Consider the following 18,112-nt stretch of genomic DNA (forward strand, 5'->3'; position numbering starts at 1 on the left):
AACAGAAGTATAGCCGTCTAAAACAAATAGCTTTATGCTCATTAGTGAGGAATGTATGCAAAACAATACCGCTATTTCAGAACTTATTGAAGCCGGAAAATGGGTCAGTCAAAAAGGTTGGGTACCCGCAACAGGTGGAAACTTTTCAGCTCGCACCAGTACGGGCTTTGTAGTCACAGCCAGTGGCCAGGACAAAGGCGCGTTAATGCCTGAGCATTTTCTACAATTAAATCATTTAGGTGAGCGTGTTGCAGGGGCAATAAAACCCTCAGCCGAAACACAACTGCATTTGAGCTTGTATCAACTTATTCCTGACGCGCAATATGTTTTGCATACTCACTCGGTAGCGGCAACTGTACTTTCAAATATTATTCAACGCCATCAGCTTGAACTAATCGGCTACGAGATGCAAAAAGCGCTCAGCGGTATTACATCGCACTTAGAATCACTGGCCATCCCTATTTTCGATAACGATCAAGATATAGACCGTTTAAGCCTACTTGTGAGCGACCATCACTTACACTCACCAATTAAGCATGCCGTATTGATCAGAGGTCATGGTTTATATGCTGTTGGCCGTAACATTGATGAAGTTCGCCGCCATTTAGAGGCATTAGAGTTTTTATTTAGTTGCGAGCTAGAACGCTTAAAAATAACAGGAACCGCACTATGATCAAAGCATTGCTAACTGATATTGAAGGCACTATTACGCGTATTTCGTTTGTAAAAGATGTGCTATTTCCTTATGCCGCACAACAACTGCCTGCATTTGTGCGCGGTCACACAGAACAGCCTGAAGTAGCAGAACAAATTAGCGCTGTAAAAGCTGAAATTAACGAGCCTAATGCCGATATCGACACCGTTATTAGCACTTTACTTACTTGGATTGAAGAAGATAAAAAAATAACGCCACTTAAGCAATTACAAGGTTTAATTTGGCAAACAGGCTATGAAAACGGTGATTTTACTGGTCACTTATACCCAGATGCTTATCAATTTTTACAACAACAAAAGCAAGCTGGCCAACAGTTATACGTTTATTCGTCGGGCTCTGTGAAAGCACAGCATTTAATTTTTCAGTATTCTGACTTTGGCGATATTCGCTCACTATTTAGTGATTACTTTGATACCAAAGTAGGCGCTAAACAAGCGCCAAGCGCCTATGAAAACATAATAACGCAATTGCCTTTTAACCCAGACGAAGTATTGTTTTTAAGTGATGTAGTTGCAGAGCTTGATGCTGCAAAAACCACTGGGCTTAAAACTTTACATTTAATTCGCGATGGGCAAGAAAGCTCATCAAAGCACAACTACATTAACGATTTTAGCCAATTTAAAGCGGAGCATTTAGCATGAGCCAACTCACTATTTTTGCAGATTCTGACGCCAATAATGCACTGCTGACCAGTAGCGACGTTCAACGTATTACCGCTGAACTTGCTAAGGTTAATGTGCGTTTTGAGCAATGGCAGGCAAATACCGAGATTACTGAAAGCACCAGCAATGATGATATTTTAACTGCCTACAACGGCGATATTGAACGCTTAAAACAGCAAGGCGGCTATCAAACTGTTGACGTTATATCGCTGGTTAAAGGCAACCCTGATGCTGCAGAATTGCGCAAAAAATTTTTATTTGAACACACTCACAGCGAAGACGAAGTACGCTTTTTTGTCAAAGGCCAAGGGTTATTTTGCTTACACATTGGCAGTAAAGTGTACCAAGTACTTTGTCAACAAGGCGATTTGATCTCAGTACCTAAGCTTACCCCTCATTGGTTTGATATGGGTAGCGACCCAGAATTTACCGCTATTCGTCTATTTAACAATACAGAAGGTTGGGTAGCACAAAGCACGGAATCACCGATTGCAGAGCAATTTCCATTATTACCGTAATTTAATCATTCAAAACCCTGGTCCACACTAATAAACATAACGTGGACCAAACGCATCGCAAAATTACTTCAGCTTTAAAAGCACGCCACTTTCTACCTGACTCTGGTTATAAACACCGGTATCTAACACCCACCCAGTAACCAAGTTTGCGGGTGTTACGTCAAATGCGGGGTTATATACATTAGCATTAGTGGGAGCCCACAATGCCTCGCCAAAACTACCACTAACACCACGCACTTCTTGTGGATTACGTTGCTCTATTTCTATATCGCTACCTTGGGCAGTCTTTACATCAAGCGTAGTAACCGGTGCCACCACATAAAATGGAATATTATGAAAATGCGCAAGCACCGCTAAATTATAAGTACCGACTTTATTGGCAAAGTCGCCATTAGCAGCAATACGATCAGCCCCTACAACAATTTTATCTACCTTACCTGCAGCCATTAAACTGGCCGCCATGTTATCGCAAATTAGCGTGTAAGGTATTTGCCAACGCTCCAATTCAAACGCGGTCAAACGCCCGCCTTGCAGTAAGGGGCGTGTTTCATCCACCCACACATGAACATTGCCATGGACTTGTTGTGCTTTATAAATAACACCCAATGCCGTACCTATGCCCGCAGTGGCTAAAGCGCCGGTATTACAGTGAGTTAATATATTGTCGCCGCTATTTATTAGCTCGGCACCACGTGTTGCCATACGCTCACATAGCTCAATGTCTTCAATAAATAACTGCTCAGTCGTTGCAACAATACTGGCAACATAATCAGTTTGTTTAAGCGCTTGGCGCAACGCCGCCATACAATGCATTAAGTTAACCGCTGTTGGGCGAGTGGCTTCTAGCTCATTTATGGCGGTTGCAAGCGCGTCTCTAGTCATACCTTGCTCAGCTAAATAAGCAATTAATAAACTGGCCCCTAAGCCTATAAGTGGCGCACCACGCACTTTTAAGCTGATGATCAGCTCTTTCATTGTCTCTACAGTGTGGCATTCATGCCACACTTGCTGATGAGGAAGCAAATATTGATCAAGTACGCTCAGCGTACTATTTTCATATTTTAAACTGCTTGCGATTAAATTTTGCATAAGGCTCAAAAGATTAGAAGTGCGTAGGGTTATTTTACACCACTTTGAAGAACTCTCAAGTTAGACTTATAGACATCTAAACATTTAAAGGTATAGAATGCTTAAATGCATCTTTATTGAGAATAAAACCATGACTAACTATGTTGCTTTTAATGCACAGCACGCTATTAATTACATCAATTCGTTAATTGAATCTAATCAATACGACTTTTTTAAGCCGGGGCAAGCGCTTACCGCTTATGAGTTTGGTGACGGTAATCTCAACTTAGTATTTAGAATTACGGATGAGCAAAACAACAGTATTATATTAAAGCAAGCTTTACCGTATGCGCGTTGTGTAGGTGAGTCGTGGCCATTAACACTTGATAGAGCACGCATAGAGGCAGAAGTTTTACTTAATCATGGGGCTATTTGCCCTGCGCATACGGTTACTGTTTTACATTACAATAAAGACTTAGCTCTGACCATTTTAGAAGATTTAGGTGATTTACAAATTTTGCGAACAGCGCAAAATAATGCTGAACAATTTCCAAACCTTTCTCACCACGTAGCTGTGTATTTAAGCCAAACGGGCTTTTATAACTCTGACTTTTATTTATTAGCGCAAGATAAAAAAGCACGTATTAGCCAATTTACTAACCCTGAATTGTGCCAAATTACTGAAGATTTATTTTTTAGCGATCCGTACACAGAGCATGAACGCAACAACTATCCGGCACAATTACAAACTGAAGTTGAGGCTATTCGTAAAAACGGGGCATTAAAACTTGAAGTAGCAAAGCTAAAAGCTAACTTTTTATCGAACCCACAAACCTTGTTGCATGGCGATATGCACAGCGGAAGTATTTTTGTTAATCAAACTACCACTAAAATGATCGACCCTGAGTTTGGCTTTTTTGGCCCTATTGGCTTTGATATTGGATCTTTTATCGGTAACTTACTACTAAATTACTGTGCTCAGCACGGTCGCATTGACGACTTTGTAGCACGTCGTAATTATCAAACCCATTTATTAAGTACATTGGTTGAATGCTACGCCACATTTGAACAACAGTGGTTTGAGCTCATAAATAAGCAAACAACTGATGAGACACTTAAAGCTTCAGGCTACGCAGAGTATTTTATGAAACATGTTTTACAAGATGCTATTGGCTACTGTGGCATAGAGCTAATTAGACGCACTATAGGCCTTGCTAATGTAATTGATATAGAAGGCATTACCGATGAGGCCGCACGGTTAAACGTACAAAAACAAACATTAGCACTGGGTGAGCAATTGATTTTAAATGCCCACACTTGCGATACTAAAGACGCGTTTTTCAGCTTGCTAATAAGCCATTTAAATTAGAGTCTGTTTGACCCTAAACTAAGTCTTTATTTTATTAAAAAAGGCGCTTTAAGCGCCTTTAAGCTATATCTAATGATAGTGTTCGTACATTTTATCTAGTGGCTCAGAAAGACCACTTTCTTGCACTATACGCACATGTTTGCGTTTTAATTCGCGAGCACTGGTAACGCCACAAGAATGTGCAATAAGCCCCGCACCGTAATGAATGTATTTATTATAATTTGCGACCCGCTGCGCTTTATCTTCAACATTCAAGCCCCGTTGTAAACGTTCATTATGCGTAGTAATTCCTGTGGGGCAGGTATCTTTATTACATTGCATAGCCTGAATGCAGCCTAGTGCAAACATATGTCCACGTGCAGACACAACAAAGTCGGCACCCAGTGCTAATGCCCACGCAACTTTTGAGGGCACAATTAATTTGCCAGAGACAATAATTTTAACTCGCTCTCTAAGGCCATGCTTTTTTAGTAACTGAAAAACTAAAGGAAGACTTTCTTTTAGCGGTAACCCCACCGAATCGAGTAAAGACTGAGGTGCAGCGCCGGTACCACCATCAGCACTATCAATGGTAATGAAGTCGGGTGCAGACTCAATACCACGATGATTTATCTCGGCAAATAAACTTTCTAACCAAGTATGTTCACCAATTACCGCTTTAAAGCCTGTCGGTTTACCGGTTGTACTTCTTATCGTGGTGAGCATGTCTAAAATATCGTTTGGATTTTTTATTTCTGGGTGCCCATTTGGGCTAATTGAATCCTGCCCCTCAGGTATGCCTCTTATTTTAGCAATTTCAGCATTCACTTTTCGCCCAGGTAACATACCGCCTTTACCTGGCTTGGCACCTTGGCTCATTTTCAGCTCAAACATTTTAACTGCAGGGTGTGCAGCAACTGCTTTTAGTTTTTCTGTGCTTAAATTTCCATGCTCGTCGCGTACACCATATTTAGCCGTACCAATTTGAAACACGATATCGGCACCACCTTCTAAGTGATACGGACTAAGTCCGCCTTCCCCCGTGTTCATCCAACAACCGGCTAATTTTGCCCCCTTTGAGAGTGCACGTACAGCAGGACTGGATAACGCGCCAAAGCTCATGCCCGATATATTAAATAACGAATTTGTGGTGTAAGGAAATTTACAATAAGGCCCAAGCGTTACGTTGCTAGGCGCTAGGGCTTCTTCATCTAAGGTAGGAAATGCGCAGTTCATAAACATTACGGTGCCTGTCGTTTCTAAGCTTTGGGTTGAACCAAAAGCAGCCGTATGATCAACATCTTTAGCAGCCCGATATACCCAACTGCGTTCGGCGCGATTAAAGGGCATTTCTTCACGGTCGAGAGCAAAAAAATACTGACGGAAAAACTCACCTTGGCGCTCAAAAAAGTACCGAAAACGTCCAATTACCGGATAATTACGCCTAATAGCATGCTTTGTTTGGGTAACATCTCGAACATAAAAAATAGCAATTAATATAACCAGCAATCCAAATACAACAATAAATAAGCTGGCAAACACATCGATACTGAACATTATAAATTGACTCATTACTTATCCTTAAATGCTAAAAAAGCGTGATGTCATTAAATAACACCACGCTTTTATAGTTTCAAAATAATGCGCTATTAGCTATCTGTTTTTGCTAATTCTGCTTGTATATACAAACGTATTTGCTGCTCAAGCACCGACAAAGGCACTGAACCATGGCGCAATATTTGATGATGAAACTCACGAATATCAAACTGCTGACCTAATGCTTGCTCGGCCTCTGCACGCAGACGTTTAATTGTTAACTCACCAATTTTGTATGACAACGCTTGTGCAGGCCATGAAATATAACGATCGGTTTCTGTTTTTACATTGTGTAATGAAAGCGCCGTATTATCGGCCATAAAATTCATTGCACGCTCACGACTCCAGCCGTACATGTGCATACCCGTATCAACCACTAAACGTGTAGCACGCCACATTTCGTAGGTTAAACGACCAAAGTTGCTGTACGGGTCTTGATAAAAACCCGCTTCAACGCCTAAGTACTCTGAATACAATCCCCAGCCCTCACCAAACGCTGATAAATACGCATCACGGCGATAGCTAGGTAAACTTTCAAGTTCTGCATTGAGTGAAATTTGTAAATGATGACCCGGCACCGCTTCGTGCAAAGTTAACGCTTCTAAAGCATAGAGTGGTCGTTTATCTAAAGCGTACGTGTTCACCCAATAAAAGCCGGCTTGATCATCACGGCTCGAACCTGAATAGCGCCCAGTAGTGTACTTAGGAGCAATATTGGCAGGCACCGGCGCTACGCCATAAGGTTTGCGCGGTAAGGTATGAAATAATTTAGGCAACTGCGCATCCATTTTTTTTGCAATATACGCGGCCTCTTTTAATAATTGCTCAGGCGTTGTGGCGTAAAACTGCGGATCTGTTCGTAAAAAGTAGATAAATTCTGCAAACGTGCCTTTAAAACCTACTTCTTTAATAACCGCTTCCATTTCACTACGAATGCGCGCAACCTCCGCTAAACCCAGCTCATGTAATTCTTTTGGGGTCATTTGTGTGGTGGTGTAATATTTAGCACGATTTGCATAAAAGGCCTCACCATTCGGTGTTGACGAAATACCAATATCACTGCGCGCGCCAGGTAAGTATTCAGTATTAAAAAAAGTTAAGTAATCTTTATAGGCTTTAATAACTTGGCCACTGATAGTGGCTTTAGCCTGTTGTTGCAAATCTGCAAATTCACTATCACTTAAACCCGCGGTATTGTTTAAAAACGGCTTGTAAAATTCAGACTGTGTTACATCGTCAACAATGTAGGCAGTAATCGAGTCTTGGTAGCCAATTAATACCGCTTTGGGTTGAGTTAAACCAACTTCTAATCCTTTACGCATCCAACCTATGTTTTGCTCAAAAAAGCGCGGCACTTGTTGTAATCGCTTTAAGTAGTTTTGATAATCTTGAGCAGTTTTATAATCAGAGCTATTAACAATAAACGATAAGCTTGAATGAAAGCCATATTCTGACGTTAAAGGCATGTAGTGCGTATTAAATACATATTCATCAACACTATTTTGCACTTGCGCTCGAATAATACTGTAGTTAATTTGGTTTTCATCACTGAGCTTACTTATATCTATGGCATCTAAATCTGCTAATAGCTGGGTGTTTTTTTGATATTGCTGCGCTAAAAATTCAGCTGACAAATTAGGTAATAAGTAGCCATCAACTCCTTCGGGGTTACTATACGGGCTAATATTTTGGCGATGCTGTACGATATTCTCAGCCGCTTGCGTAAATTGTTGATCCGCATTAATTGCGGTGAGCTGACACGCGCTTAGTGAGCACACTAAAGTGACACTTAATAAGGAAAGACGCATTTGTTTTGAAAGAGATAAATTCATAGTGATTGATCTTAGTAATATTACAGATGTGATAAACCTATCGTAGCCTAGATAAATAGCAAATAGATATACGACCAACTGCGCAAAATATACGCCCGTGAGACATTGTATTAACTTAAGTTAATACAAAACTATAAATAACTAGGGTCTGTTTATCTTTCGAGGTTAAATTTGCAGCAGTGTGTTTGGCTTCTAGGCAAGGCAGAGCCTATGTAGTGTGGTTACTCCCCATAAGTAGGCGATAACGCAGCATAGATGCCAAACTTGCGCTGCCCAAAGGGTTCTGCCTAGAGGTGATTAACTCTTTGTTACTCGCTTTTTACTTAGCCCACTAGGTTACAAATCTCGCGCCGCGATTAAATCACCTCTAGATTGAACAAGTTTTAATCCTGAAAGGTCAATAGGCCCTAGAGTAATTGCTCAGAAAAACAACGGTTATTGAAATTATAGTCCTATTTTAGCCAACTCCGACTCATTTTACTTTTAAATAACGGATATAATGATTATTGTATCGTTGCTTGGAAGCAAATTGCCTCATTGGACGAGTTTTATAAATCAGCATTTATGCGTATTTGGTTGGTAATTGCAAATGATGTTCCATGACTCCATGGCTATAGCACAAGAAAAAATGACAAAAGTATGTATGTTTTTAGAGCATCATGTTTTGCCTCCTACCCCCTTAAATTTTCAAGTTGTGTATACATACATTAGTAAAATCCATTTTGCGCTTAACAATGCTATTGATGATGCCATAGATGTAAATCAAAATATTGATGAGCTATTTATTGAGCAACTCTATTTTGAATATTTAAATCAGGGTCATAAAACCGAAGTAGCAATGATTGAAAACGTCAATGGCGTGATCAATTCACTATCGCGAAATGCACAGCAAACAGAAAAAAAACTTAACGATTTTGCAGGCCATGTTAATGACTGCTTGCATTCTTTAGATGAAAATAATATTGCTAACAGCCGCCTCGCTTTAGAAAGGTTAAATGAGCAAACACAGTTACTTCTCTCACAACAAGCACAATTTAAACAAGAACTTAGCCAGGCAAAAAAACTACACGAAGCCACTAAAAAACAACTTAATACCTTGCGCAAACAACATGTGATTGACCCACAAACAGGCTTATACAAACGCCATTATTTAACTAAGCAAACACAATTATGGCTAAAACAAGATAAGTCAATTTCAGCAATTGCCATTCAAATTGATAATTTAGAGCATTTTATTAATAACTTTGGTGATGCCATTGGAGAAGTGATTTTAAATAAAGTAGCTAAGCAAGTTCAAAAGTATGTTTCACAAAGTGGCTTAGCCGGGCGCTCTGCAAAAGACCAATTTATCGTTCTACTTGCTAACATTGAGCCAGAAACTGCTAAGCTGATTGCAGAAAAAGTAATAACTGGAGTTGAAAAACTACGCTTTATAAGTTCAAAAAGCGATCTAAAACTCCCTCCCATTTCTCTCTCATTAGGGATTACGGAACAACAAGGCGACTTTAACCAACTAGTTAAAAGTGCCTCAAACGCGGCGTTTAAATCACGCGCATCTCAATAACCCAGTACACTGTTCAAACAATAAAATTAACTGATAAATCATATTCAAATTGCACCCTTGGTGCACAATCAAGTACACTAGTCTTTATTACCACGATAGAGATTAATCATGAACGAGAACCCTGAAAAGACCACGCATTTTGGCTATAAAACTGTTGCCGAAACCGAAAAAGCTTCTATGGTTGCTGATGTATTTCATTCTGTTGCGACAAAGTACGATGTTATGAATGATCTCATGTCTTTTGGTATTCATCGTTTATGGAAACGTCAAACAATTGCCAGCTCAGGTATTCGTAAAGGTCATCATGTATTAGATTTAGCCGGCGGTACTGGCGATTTAACTGCAAAGTTTAGCCAGCTTGTTGGCGAAACCGGTCAGGTTGTTTTAGGTGATATAAACTCTTCAATGTTAAAAGTAGGCCGCGAAAAGCTGCATAACTTAGGCCTTGTAGGCAACATTGATTACGTACAAATGAATGCCGAAGCCTTACCTTTCCCTGATAATAGTTTTGATTTAATTACGATTGCTTTTGGCTTACGTAATGTCACCGACCAAAATAAAGCATTGCGCTCTATGTACCGCATTTTAAAGCCAGGTGGTCGTTTACTCATTCTTGAGTTTTCAAAACCAGAGCAAGAGCTTCTCAGCAAGGCGTATGACTTTTACTCTTTCAACATTTTACCTACTATGGGTAAACTAGTTGCTAACGACAGTGAATCATACCAATACTTAGCAGAGTCAATTCGTATGCATCCAGATCAAGAAACCCTTAAAGCGATGATGGTGGAAGCAGGATTTGAGCAAGCGACTTATCAAAATCTAACTGGTGGCATTGTTGCCCTGCATCGTGGATTTAAATACTAAGGTTAGTAATTTATGGCGCTTGAAGAACACAGTAAAGAACAACCGGCTGCAGGCAGTTTTTTTATGCTACCGAGCTTTGTACTTTCGCTTATTGAGCAAGTATTAAATCAAGCGCTTAAACTCGATCCGAGCTTACTCGATAAACTAAAAACGGTAGAGCATCAGCGCTTATTAGTTGAGGTTAGAGACTGGCAGCAAAAAATAGCCATTACTTATGCCAATCAGCAGCTACATCTTTACACTGCATTCGAACATGCTGACGCTGATTGTATGATCAGCGCCAATATAGATACGTTGTTAGCACTGAAAAACCCAGCCATGCTGACTCAACTTATTCGCCAAGATAAGCTTGATTTACAAGGCGATTTAAATATAGCTCAACACTATAGTTCAGCCTTTTCAAGTGTAGAGATTGATTGGCCAGAGCAACTAGCAAAGCATATTGGCGACGCGCCTGCACAACAGCTTTATTTGCACTTGCAGTCGCTTAAGCAGCAGGGTAAAAAAGCAAAGTCTCAGCTCGATAATACTTTTATTAGTGTGTGCCAAGACGAACTGGCAATCACCATTCACCCATTAGAGCTTGAGCAATTTAAACAACAAAATAGAGCACTAAAAAGCCAAGTTGCCGCCATTGAGCAACGTATTAACGCCCTAATTAAAGCCCTTTAACGCGCTAAGGATTTTTTGTGTCAACTGCCCGACTGTATTACATAACTAAAACCCTGCTTAGCTTCGGACTTGATGAGCTTGTACCCAAACATAAAGTACCTTGGTTTGCTAAACTTGCTCGTGGCAGTTTGTTTTGGTTGCGCAACCAACACAAAGATAAACCTCCTGGCTTAAGACTTCGTTTAGCACTACAACAACTTGGCCCTGTGTGGATAAAGTTTGGCCAAATGCTTTCAACTCGGCGCGATTTACTGCCTCATGATATCGCCTTGGAATTAGCCTTTTTACAAGATCAGGTAGAACCGTTCGAAGGTGAACTAGCCCAGAGAATCATCGAAAAAGCATTAGAAATAGATGATATTAGCCAGCTATTTAGCGAATTTTCACAAATACCTTTGGCATCGGCCTCAATTGCTCAAGTGCATACTGCTACTCTTGTTGATCCTCAAGGTGAATCGCAAGATGTTGTTATTAAAGTTATTCGCCCTAATATTGAGCAACAAATCAACGCTGACTTAGCACTAATGGAAAAATTGGCTAAGGTTGTCGGTAAGTTAATTAACGAAGCCAAGCGATTACGCCCAGTGGAAGTGGTTAAAGAGTATAAAAAAACATTGCTCGATGAGCTCGACTTAATGCGTGAGGGCGCTAATGGCATTCAATTAAAGCGTAACTTTGAAGGTTCAGAATCGTTATACATTCCAACAGTATATAGTGATTATAGCCGCAGTAATGTACTGGTTATGGAGCGTATTTACGGTATTCCGGTTTCGGACACTGAAGCGTTGATGGCACAAAACACCAACATGAAGTTATTAGCAGAACGCGGAGTAGAAGTGTTTTTTACTCAAGTATTCCGCGATAGTTTTTTTCATGCAGATATGCACCCTGGTAATATTTTTGTGTCACGCGAAAACCCGCATAATCCTAAATATATTGGTATAGATTGCGGTATTGTTGGAACTCTTAACAAAGAAGATAAACGCTATTTAGCTGAAAATTTCATTGCCTTTTTTAACCGCGACTACCGCCAAGTAGCACAGCTACATGTTGATTCAGGCTGGGTACCACCTGATACCAGCATTGAAGAGTTTGAATTTGCTATTCGCACCGTGTGCGAGCCTATTTTTAATAAACCACTGGCTGAAATATCATTTGGTCATGTATTGGTTAACTTATTTAATACCGCACGTCGTTTTAATATGCAGGTTCAACCGCAACTCGTATTATTACAAAAAACCTTGCTGTATGTTGAGGGCTTAGGTCGTCAGCTATACCCACAACTGGACTTGTGGAAAACAGCAAAACCATTTTTAGAAGACTGGGTTAAACAACAAGTGGGCCCGCTGTCTGTGCTAAAGCAAATGTATGCAAACTTACCGTTTTGGGCAGAAAAAATGCCTGAACTACCCGATTTAATTTATCAAAATTTAAAGCGAGCACCACACTCTCACGCACCTGAAATTAAGGTTTCACATAAACCATTGGTTTTAGGACTGTTTAGTAGTGCTGCGATGATTGTCTCAGCTTTATTTTATTTACAACACAACTTAATCGCTGCTGGCGTTGTCTTAAGCTGTGCTGTTATTGGCTTTATAGCGGCTTGGCGCCGCGCATAAACTAAGTGCTATTTGCCACTTTAGGCGTATAATCAGCACTTAACCTTATTATTTTATGGCTTAAAAGCAGGAGAAAACCATGGGTTTTGGTGGTATTAGTATTTGGCAATTATTAATTGTACTTGCAATCATTGTACTTTTATTTGGTACAAAAAAACTACGCGGTATGGGTGGTGATTTAGGTGGCGCAGTTAAAGGCTTTAAAAAAGCTATGTCTGATGACCAAAATGCTGAAAAACAAGCTAGCGAAGATAAAACTGAACAGATCCAAAAATCATCAGAATCAACACCAATCGATTCAAGTACAACTAGCAAAACTAAAGATAACGACAAGGTTTAACTAGCATGGGAATGTGGGAGCTTGTTGTGGTATTTATTGTCGGTTTGGTAGTACTAGGGCCGGAACGCTTACCTGTTGCTATTAGAACCGTAAGCCGCTGGGTTAAAACAGCCAAAGCAATGGCTAACTCAGTAAAAGCTGAAGTGAGTGAAGAGCTTCGTGTAAACGAGCTACATGAAAACCTAAAAAAAGCAGAGCAACAAGGTCTTAAAGATTTAAGCCCTGACCTACAACACTCTGTTTCTGAGCTGCAACAAGCAGCGCAATCAGTTACTCACAGCTATAAAAAAAATCAAAGCCAAGCCACTAATAACCAAGCAACAGATGACTCTAAATAATTATGGCACTCTCTTTTTTCATGCGCTTAATGCAGGTATAGAAAACAATGACTGAAGAAGTAAAATCAGGATTTGTCGCTCATTTAATCGAGTTGCGTGACCGGTTGATAAAATCGCTATTGAGTATTTTAGTGATATTTATTGGTTTGGTTTACTTTGCAAACGATATTTATACGTTTGTAGCTGCTCCTCTAGTCGCTCATTTACCTAGTACTGCCACTATGATAGCAACGGATGTCACTGCGCCATTTTTTGCTCCCTTTAAACTAACGTTGTTTGTTGCTTTATTTGCGGCCATCCCTTGGATTTTACATCAAATTTGGGGATTTATAGCCCCAGGTTTATATCAGCACGAAAAGAAAATGCTGATGCCAATATTAGCTTCCAGTATTTTCTTATTTTATGGTGGCATTGCTTTTTGCTACTTTGTAGTACTGCCAATTATTTTAGGGTTTTTCACCAGTGCAGGTCCTCAAATGATGACCCTAGCCCCAGATATCAGTAGCTATTTAGGCTTTGTGCTCAAGCTATTTTTTGCTTTTGGCATTGCATTTGAAATTCCAGTGGCGATTATGTTGCTCTGTTGGAGCGGTGCAACAACCACACAAAGCCTAAAAGAAAAGCGCCCTTATATAGTGGTCGGCGTATTTGTAGTGGCGATGTTTTTAACGCCACCAGACGTTTTATCACAAACTCTATTAGCACTCCCTATGCTGCTGTTATTTGAGCTTGGCTTAATTTTAGCGAAATTTTATACCGCAAAACCACAACAAGAATCTGAGGAATAATATGAATAAGCATTTACTTTCTTTACTCGCTTTAGCAAGTGTACCGGTTTTAGCCGCAACTCCTATCAATGAACAAGCGTTGCAAGCCTGTAGTTTTATTGAAAACGACTTTAATCGTTTACTCTGCTACGACAACACCATTGCCGGAAAGTCATTAACACAACCAGCACAAAGCCAGCTAAGCAAATCGGCACAAACAAATGTAAAAGCTGAGGCTCCCGCTGCAACAGCGCCTGTGGCCACTAAAGCAAAAGAGTTTGGTTTAGAGCATAAAGAAATTGCGGAAAATGGTGAAGAGTCTATTACGTCAATGATTTCATCTGTTAAAAAAGCACCTTATGGTGAGCTAATCATTACCTTAGAAAATAACCAGCAATGGCGTCAAATTGGTTCAGATAGCTTAAGATTAGACGAAGGCGATACTGTTATTATTAGCCGTGGCGTATTCAACTCTTTTTTACTTAAAAAAGCAGATCAAAACCGTTCAATTCGTGTAAAACGTACTCAGTAATGCAATACACGTTAATTGATGCTGGCGTAAATTTAACTAATCATCAATTTGATGGTCAGCATCAAGAGGTGCTCGCCAGAGCAAAAGATGCGGGCGTAAACCAGATGCTGATTATTGGCTGTGATATAACCTCCAGTGAAGAATCATTAGCACTTGCTGCGCACTATAATCAATATGCTACCGCTGGTATTCACCCTCATGACGCTAAAACAGCAACCCCTGAGCTTGAGCAACAACTTACTCAGCTCGCTCAAAATGAGCAGGTTATTGCCGTAGGTGAATGCGGACTAGATTACAATCGCGACTTTTCCCCTAGAGATATACAACGTGCTGTTTTGCGTCGTCAGCTCGCATTAGCTGAAAAACTCAACTTGCCTGTTTATTTGCATGAACGTGATGCCAGTGAGGATATGCTCACTATTTTAAAAGAATTTACTGTTCGCGGTGTACTGCACTGCTTTACAGGTAATGCACAAGCACTCTCAGGTTACTTAAACTTAGGACTTTATATTGGTATTACCGGCTGGGTATGTGACGAACGACGTGGCGAGGAGTTACAGCAACTTATACCGAGTATTCCTATTGAACGTTTATTAATAGAAACCGATTCGCCATTTTTAATTCCTCGTACTGTTAAACCAAAGCCAAAATCAAGACGAAACGAGCCAGCATTGCTGCATTATGTGTGTGACACGCTTGCTCAGCTTTATGGCATTCCGGCATCTGAAGTGGCAAAACATACTCGTGAAAACTTTAATCGCTTATTTGGATTAGAGAAAAAGTAATGCGAACCTTTTGCGCTTTGCTGGTATTCATTTTGGTGTTTTATGCATCCTGTTTCCCTGCAAGTGCAATCGAGATAAATAGCGAATTTAATTCAAAAAAAATAGAGTCTATTCATTATTCGTTTACTCCTACCTCATTAGAAGATGCACGACAAAGCAATTTACAAGAATGGCTGCTACTTAATGATAAGCCACTTAATTTAGGTCTTGAGTCTCGCCCTGTATGGATTCAATTTAAGATTAAAAATCAGTTAGCGCAGCCGCTAACGCCCTTACTATCACTAGACAACCCTCTTTTAAACGATGTTTACTTTGCTCATTTTATGGAGGATAAGCTACTCACATCAACTCATATTGGTGATACGCATGCACTTTCACAAAGAGTGATAGCGAGCGAGTCTTTGCTAGTCAAGTTAACTCTTCCCGCTAACAGTGAAACTACGGTGTACCTTAAAGTTAATAATGATGCAGGTATCGGGCTGCGCGTCCCCTTAACACTGTGGCAGCAAGACTCACTATTGGCCTATAAAAGTATGGTGAATTTACTTTATGGATTATTAATTGGCTTTGTTTTTTCTTTAGCAGTGAGTAGTCTGGTCTTATTCGCATTTTCCCGAAAGCATTACTTTGCTTATGCCGGTGTGATTACGCTGATGCTCAGCTTATTTTTAGCTTACTTAGGCGGGTTTGGATTTCGTTATGCGCCCTCCAGCATAGCAAACCTCCAACAGTTAGTGCTGCCTATTTTGCTGATGCTGATCACGGTATCGTTTCTTCCTTTACAACGCCATGTTTGCACAGCTATTGAGTCTAACTTAGTAAAAGGGCAAACAATAATCACCGCACTATACGCATTAATTATTATACTTATTTGGTTACTCCCCACTCCCAGCGTAGCTTTATTTGCTATTTTAAGCATCCCTGTCATTTTAAGTTATCATGTTGCCACAACATTATTTTATCTGCGTAAAAATCCCACGAGTCCCAATAAATCTCTACTCATGGCACTTGGGTTCTTTTTAATTGTGGTCATTCATTTTGCCATTGCATTAACCGGCCTTTATACAGTGACTCGAGCTAGCTTAATGATAACCTTTGCAGCGTCCCTAGGTTGCTCATTTTGTTTAAGTTATACCGTCATAAAGTTATTTATATTACAACGCGATGAGCAAGTAACAGCGCAGCAAGCATTAATTGCACAAAACGCTGCACAAGATGCGCTATTAAATGAGCGGATTGAATTACAAGAGCGCACCCGCCAAGAGCTTGAAAGCCAAGTAGATGAACGCACCTTTGAGTTACAAGTAACACTGAGGGAATTAGAAGATAAAAACCGCGAACTTGAACAACTCAATATGGAAGATGCGCTAACTGGCATTAAAAATAGGCGCTTTTTCGATAAAAAACTAATTATGGAAATTCGTCGTTCGCGCCGCGAACAAACGCCATTAAGTATTATTATGCTAGATATCGACAAATTTAAATCAATTAACGATAAATATGGTCACTTAACCGGCGATCAAGTCATCAGAGCGGTGTCTGATACCATTAAACAACAGCTTAAGCGCCCACTTGATGAAGTAGCGCGTTATGGTGGTGAAGAGTTTGTCATTTTGCTACCTAATACTGATAACCAAGGTGCAATGAACATTGCAGAGCAAACACGCCTGGCAATAGAAAATAAGACTGTGAATGTAGCAGGCACTATTATTGAGTTTACTATTAGTGCCGGTGTTTATACTCAAATTGCCGATGATACCCATAACCCTGAACTATTTACTGATTATGCCGATAAGGCACTCTATTTAGCAAAACAACATGGCCGCAATCAAGTGGTTAATTTTTCAATCCCACAGTAGGAGCGTATACTTATGGCCCAATCTGGACTAGACCTTTTCCCATATACTCGCATGCGTAGAATGCGCCGTAATGATTTCTCTCGTCGCCTTATGGCTGAAAATCAGCTGAGTGTTAATGATCTTATTTATCCTGTTTTTGTTCTTGAAGGTAAAAATCGTCGTGAAAGCATTGAATCTATGCCTGGTATCGAACGTTTATCGATTGATCTGCTGCTTGAAGAAGCCAAAGAGTTAGTTGATTTAGGTGTGCCTGCGCTCGCTATTTTTCCTGTTACCCCAGCAGATAAAAAATCTCTACTCGCTGAAGAAGCCTATAACGATGACGGCTTGGCACAAAGAACTGTACGCGCATTAAAAGAAACCTTCCCAGAGCTTGGCGTGATCACCGATGTTGCACTTGACCCATTCACAGTGCATGGTCAAGACGGCATTATTGATGATGCAGGTTATGTGATTAACGACGTCACTACCGAAATTTTAGTTAAGCAGGCGCTATCACATGCACATGCAGGTGCTGATGTTGTTGCCCCATCAGACATGATGGATGGGCGTATTGGTGCAATTCGTGAAGCTCTTGAAGCCGATGGTTTTATTCATACTCGCATTATGGCCTATTCAGCAAAATATGCGTCAAGCTACTATGGTCCATTTAGAGATGCCGTAGGATCTGCGGGTAACTTAAAAGGCGCTGACAAAAAAACGTATCAAATGGATCCTGCCAACTCTGATGAAGCAATTCGTGAAGTCGCACTTGACCTTCAAGAAGGCGCCGATATGGTCATGGTTAAGCCAGGTATGCCTTATTTAGATATTGTACGTCGCGTTAAAGATGAGTTTGGTGTACCAACATTTGCTTATCAAGTAAGTGGCGAATACGCGATGCATAAAGCCGCTATTGATAATGGCTGGCTGAGTGAGGAAGCCACTATTATGGAGTCTCTATTAGCATTTAAACGTGCAGGTGCTGATGGCATTCTGACTTACTTTGCAAAGCAAGCTGCCCGCTATTTAAATAAGTAATAAAAGCATATTG

General features: G+C 40.3%; 18 protein-coding genes. 15 read left to right on the forward strand and 3 right to left on the reverse strand.

All coding sequences use genetic code 11. From position 1 onward, the window contains the following. The first annotated feature begins 55 nt into the window (after positions 1-55). Genes AAEY57_RS08475 through AAEY57_RS08485 form a run of 3 tightly spaced genes read left to right on the forward strand, consistent with a single transcriptional unit; the run spans position 56 to position 1,895 of the window. Positions 56-673 (forward strand): methylthioribulose 1-phosphate dehydratase, encoded by a 618-nt coding sequence (locus tag AAEY57_RS08475; RefSeq protein ID WP_008108527.1) that lies wholly within the window; start codon positions 56-58, stop codon positions 671-673. Next, positions 670-1,356 (forward strand): acireductone synthase, encoded by a 687-nt coding sequence (gene mtnC, locus AAEY57_RS08480; protein ID WP_008108529.1) that lies wholly within the window; start codon positions 670-672, stop codon positions 1,354-1,356. Before AAEY57_RS08475 ends, mtnC begins: the two co-directional genes overlap by 4 nt. Continuing rightward, positions 1,353-1,895 (forward strand): 1,2-dihydroxy-3-keto-5-methylthiopentene dioxygenase, encoded by a 543-nt coding sequence (locus AAEY57_RS08485; protein ID WP_008108531.1) that lies wholly within the window; start codon positions 1,353-1,355, stop codon positions 1,893-1,895. The genes mtnC and AAEY57_RS08485 overlap by 4 nt, the downstream gene beginning before the upstream one ends. 63 nt (positions 1,896-1,958) lie before the next feature. Here the strand turns inward: AAEY57_RS08485 and mtnA are convergent, their stop codons facing one another. Next, entirely contained in the window at positions 1,959-2,984 is a 1,026-nt protein-coding gene (mtnA, locus tag AAEY57_RS08490) for an S-methyl-5-thioribose-1-phosphate isomerase (RefSeq protein WP_008108533.1), read from the reverse strand. 130 nt (positions 2,985-3,114) lie between these two features. On the opposite strand from mtnA, the gene mtnK reads away from it, so the two are divergent. Then, on the forward strand, positions 3,115-4,332 hold the full coding sequence (gene mtnK, locus AAEY57_RS08495) for an S-methyl-5-thioribose kinase (RefSeq protein ID WP_024602242.1): 1,218 nt from the start codon (positions 3,115-3,117) through the stop codon (positions 4,330-4,332). Positions 4,333-4,401: 69 nt separating this feature from the next. On the opposite strand, the gene AAEY57_RS08500 is transcribed toward mtnK, so the two are convergent. Then, complete coding sequence (locus AAEY57_RS08500; protein WP_008108536.1) at positions 4,402-5,883, reverse strand: FMN-binding glutamate synthase family protein; 1,482 nt, start codon at positions 5,881-5,883, stop codon at positions 4,402-4,404. Positions 5,884-5,960: 77 nt separating this feature from the next. Continuing rightward, positions 5,961-7,739 (reverse strand): DUF885 domain-containing protein, encoded by a 1,779-nt coding sequence (locus tag AAEY57_RS08505; protein ID WP_008108538.1) that lies wholly within the window; start codon positions 7,737-7,739, stop codon positions 5,961-5,963. Positions 7,740-8,346: 607 nt separating this feature from the next. Between AAEY57_RS08505 and AAEY57_RS08510 the strand changes: the two genes are divergently transcribed. From AAEY57_RS08510 to hemB, 11 genes are all read left to right on the forward strand, one after another. Continuing rightward, positions 8,347-9,303, forward strand: a complete 957-nt coding sequence (locus tag AAEY57_RS08510) for a diguanylate cyclase domain-containing protein (protein ID WP_024602244.1) — start codon at positions 8,347-8,349, stop codon at positions 9,301-9,303. 108 nt (positions 9,304-9,411) lie between these two features. Further along, positions 9,412-10,167 carry a bifunctional demethylmenaquinone methyltransferase/2-methoxy-6-polyprenyl-1,4-benzoquinol methylase UbiE gene (gene ubiE, locus AAEY57_RS08515; protein ID WP_008108541.1) on the forward strand — a complete coding sequence of 252 codons (756 nt, stop codon included), beginning with the start codon at positions 9,412-9,414 and terminating at the stop codon, positions 10,165-10,167. 12 nt (positions 10,168-10,179) lie between these two features. Continuing rightward, positions 10,180-10,839 (forward strand): ubiquinone biosynthesis accessory factor UbiJ, encoded by a 660-nt coding sequence (locus tag AAEY57_RS08520; RefSeq protein ID WP_008108543.1) that lies wholly within the window; start codon positions 10,180-10,182, stop codon positions 10,837-10,839. Between the two features lie 17 nt (positions 10,840-10,856). After that, positions 10,857-12,458 carry a ubiquinone biosynthesis regulatory protein kinase UbiB gene (gene ubiB / locus AAEY57_RS08525; RefSeq protein ID WP_008108545.1) on the forward strand — a complete coding sequence of 534 codons (1,602 nt, stop codon included), beginning with the start codon at positions 10,857-10,859 and terminating at the stop codon, positions 12,456-12,458. Positions 12,459-12,537: 79 nt separating this feature from the next. Beyond that, positions 12,538-12,798, forward strand: a complete 261-nt coding sequence (gene tatA / locus AAEY57_RS08530) for a Sec-independent protein translocase subunit TatA (protein ID WP_008108546.1) — start codon at positions 12,538-12,540, stop codon at positions 12,796-12,798. Positions 12,799-12,803: 5 nt separating this feature from the next. Further along, positions 12,804-13,136, forward strand: a complete 333-nt coding sequence (gene tatB / locus AAEY57_RS08535; protein ID WP_008108547.1) for a Sec-independent protein translocase protein TatB — start codon at positions 12,804-12,806, stop codon at positions 13,134-13,136. A 47-nt stretch (positions 13,137-13,183) separates the two neighbouring features. Then, the gene (gene tatC, locus AAEY57_RS08540; protein WP_008108549.1) at positions 13,184-13,924 is read left to right on the forward strand and encodes a twin-arginine translocase subunit TatC; all 741 of its coding nucleotides are present in this window, start codon (positions 13,184-13,186) and stop codon (positions 13,922-13,924) included. Between the two features lies 1 nt (position 13,925). After that, positions 13,926-14,435 carry a hypothetical protein gene (locus AAEY57_RS08545; RefSeq protein WP_008108551.1) on the forward strand — a complete coding sequence of 170 codons (510 nt, stop codon included), beginning with the start codon at positions 13,926-13,928 and terminating at the stop codon, positions 14,433-14,435. Then, positions 14,435-15,220: a TatD family hydrolase gene (locus tag AAEY57_RS08550; protein WP_008108554.1), complete on the forward strand. Its 786-nt coding sequence runs from the start codon at positions 14,435-14,437 to the stop codon at positions 15,218-15,220. Before AAEY57_RS08545 ends, AAEY57_RS08550 begins: the two co-directional genes overlap by 1 nt. After that, positions 15,220-17,079, forward strand: coding sequence for a sensor domain-containing diguanylate cyclase (locus tag AAEY57_RS08555; RefSeq protein WP_008108556.1), 1,860 nt, complete (start codon positions 15,220-15,222; stop codon positions 17,077-17,079). Before AAEY57_RS08550 ends, AAEY57_RS08555 begins: the two co-directional genes overlap by 1 nt. Before the next feature lie 12 nt (positions 17,080-17,091). Then, complete coding sequence (gene hemB, locus AAEY57_RS08560) at positions 17,092-18,099, forward strand: porphobilinogen synthase (protein WP_008108557.1); 1,008 nt, start codon at positions 17,092-17,094, stop codon at positions 18,097-18,099. Positions 18,100-18,112: the final 13 nt, after the last annotated feature.

It is taken from the genome of Pseudoalteromonas sp. MER144-MNA-CIBAN-0113, assembly GCF_040308965.1.
Taxonomy (GTDB): Bacteria; Pseudomonadota; Gammaproteobacteria; order Enterobacterales; family Alteromonadaceae; genus Pseudoalteromonas; species Pseudoalteromonas tetraodonis.

What these genes read in the sequence shown, in the direction of transcription:
- tatB (WP_008108547.1), top strand. Translation starts at nt 12,804, where the DNA reads ATGGGAATGTGGGAGCTTGTTGTGGTATTTATTGTCGGTTTGGTAGTA.
- ubiE (WP_008108541.1), top strand. Translation starts at nt 9,412, where the DNA reads ATGAACGAGAACCCTGAAAAGACCACGCATTTTGGCTATAAAACTGTT.
- AAEY57_RS08545 (WP_008108551.1), top strand. Translation starts at nt 13,926, where the DNA reads ATGAATAAGCATTTACTTTCTTTACTCGCTTTAGCAAGTGTACCGGTT.
- hemB (WP_008108557.1), top strand. Translation starts at nt 17,092, where the DNA reads ATGGCCCAATCTGGACTAGACCTTTTCCCATATACTCGCATGCGTAGA.
- mtnK (WP_024602242.1), top strand. Translation starts at nt 3,115, where the DNA reads ATGACTAACTATGTTGCTTTTAATGCACAGCACGCTATTAATTACATC.
- mtnC (WP_008108529.1), top strand. Translation starts at nt 670, where the DNA reads ATGATCAAAGCATTGCTAACTGATATTGAAGGCACTATTACGCGTATT.
- AAEY57_RS08555 (WP_008108556.1), top strand. Translation starts at nt 15,220, where the DNA reads ATGCGAACCTTTTGCGCTTTGCTGGTATTCATTTTGGTGTTTTATGCA.
- mtnA (WP_008108533.1), bottom strand. Translation starts at nt 2,984, where the DNA reads ATGCAAAATTTAATCGCAAGCAGTTTAAAATATGAAAATAGTACGCTG.
- tatC (WP_008108549.1), top strand. Translation starts at nt 13,184, where the DNA reads ATGACTGAAGAAGTAAAATCAGGATTTGTCGCTCATTTAATCGAGTTG.
- AAEY57_RS08510 (WP_024602244.1), top strand. Translation starts at nt 8,347, where the DNA reads ATGGCTATAGCACAAGAAAAAATGACAAAAGTATGTATGTTTTTAGAG.
- AAEY57_RS08550 (WP_008108554.1), top strand. Translation starts at nt 14,435, where the DNA reads ATGCAATACACGTTAATTGATGCTGGCGTAAATTTAACTAATCATCAA.
- AAEY57_RS08505 (WP_008108538.1), bottom strand. Translation starts at nt 7,739, where the DNA reads ATGAATTTATCTCTTTCAAAACAAATGCGTCTTTCCTTATTAAGTGTC.
- AAEY57_RS08500 (WP_008108536.1), bottom strand. Translation starts at nt 5,883, where the DNA reads ATGAGTCAATTTATAATGTTCAGTATCGATGTGTTTGCCAGCTTATTT.
- tatA (WP_008108546.1), top strand. Translation starts at nt 12,538, where the DNA reads ATGGGTTTTGGTGGTATTAGTATTTGGCAATTATTAATTGTACTTGCA.
- AAEY57_RS08520 (WP_008108543.1), top strand. Translation starts at nt 10,180, where the DNA reads ATGGCGCTTGAAGAACACAGTAAAGAACAACCGGCTGCAGGCAGTTTT.
- AAEY57_RS08485 (WP_008108531.1), top strand. Translation starts at nt 1,353, where the DNA reads ATGAGCCAACTCACTATTTTTGCAGATTCTGACGCCAATAATGCACTG.
- AAEY57_RS08475 (WP_008108527.1), top strand. Translation starts at nt 56, where the DNA reads ATGCAAAACAATACCGCTATTTCAGAACTTATTGAAGCCGGAAAATGG.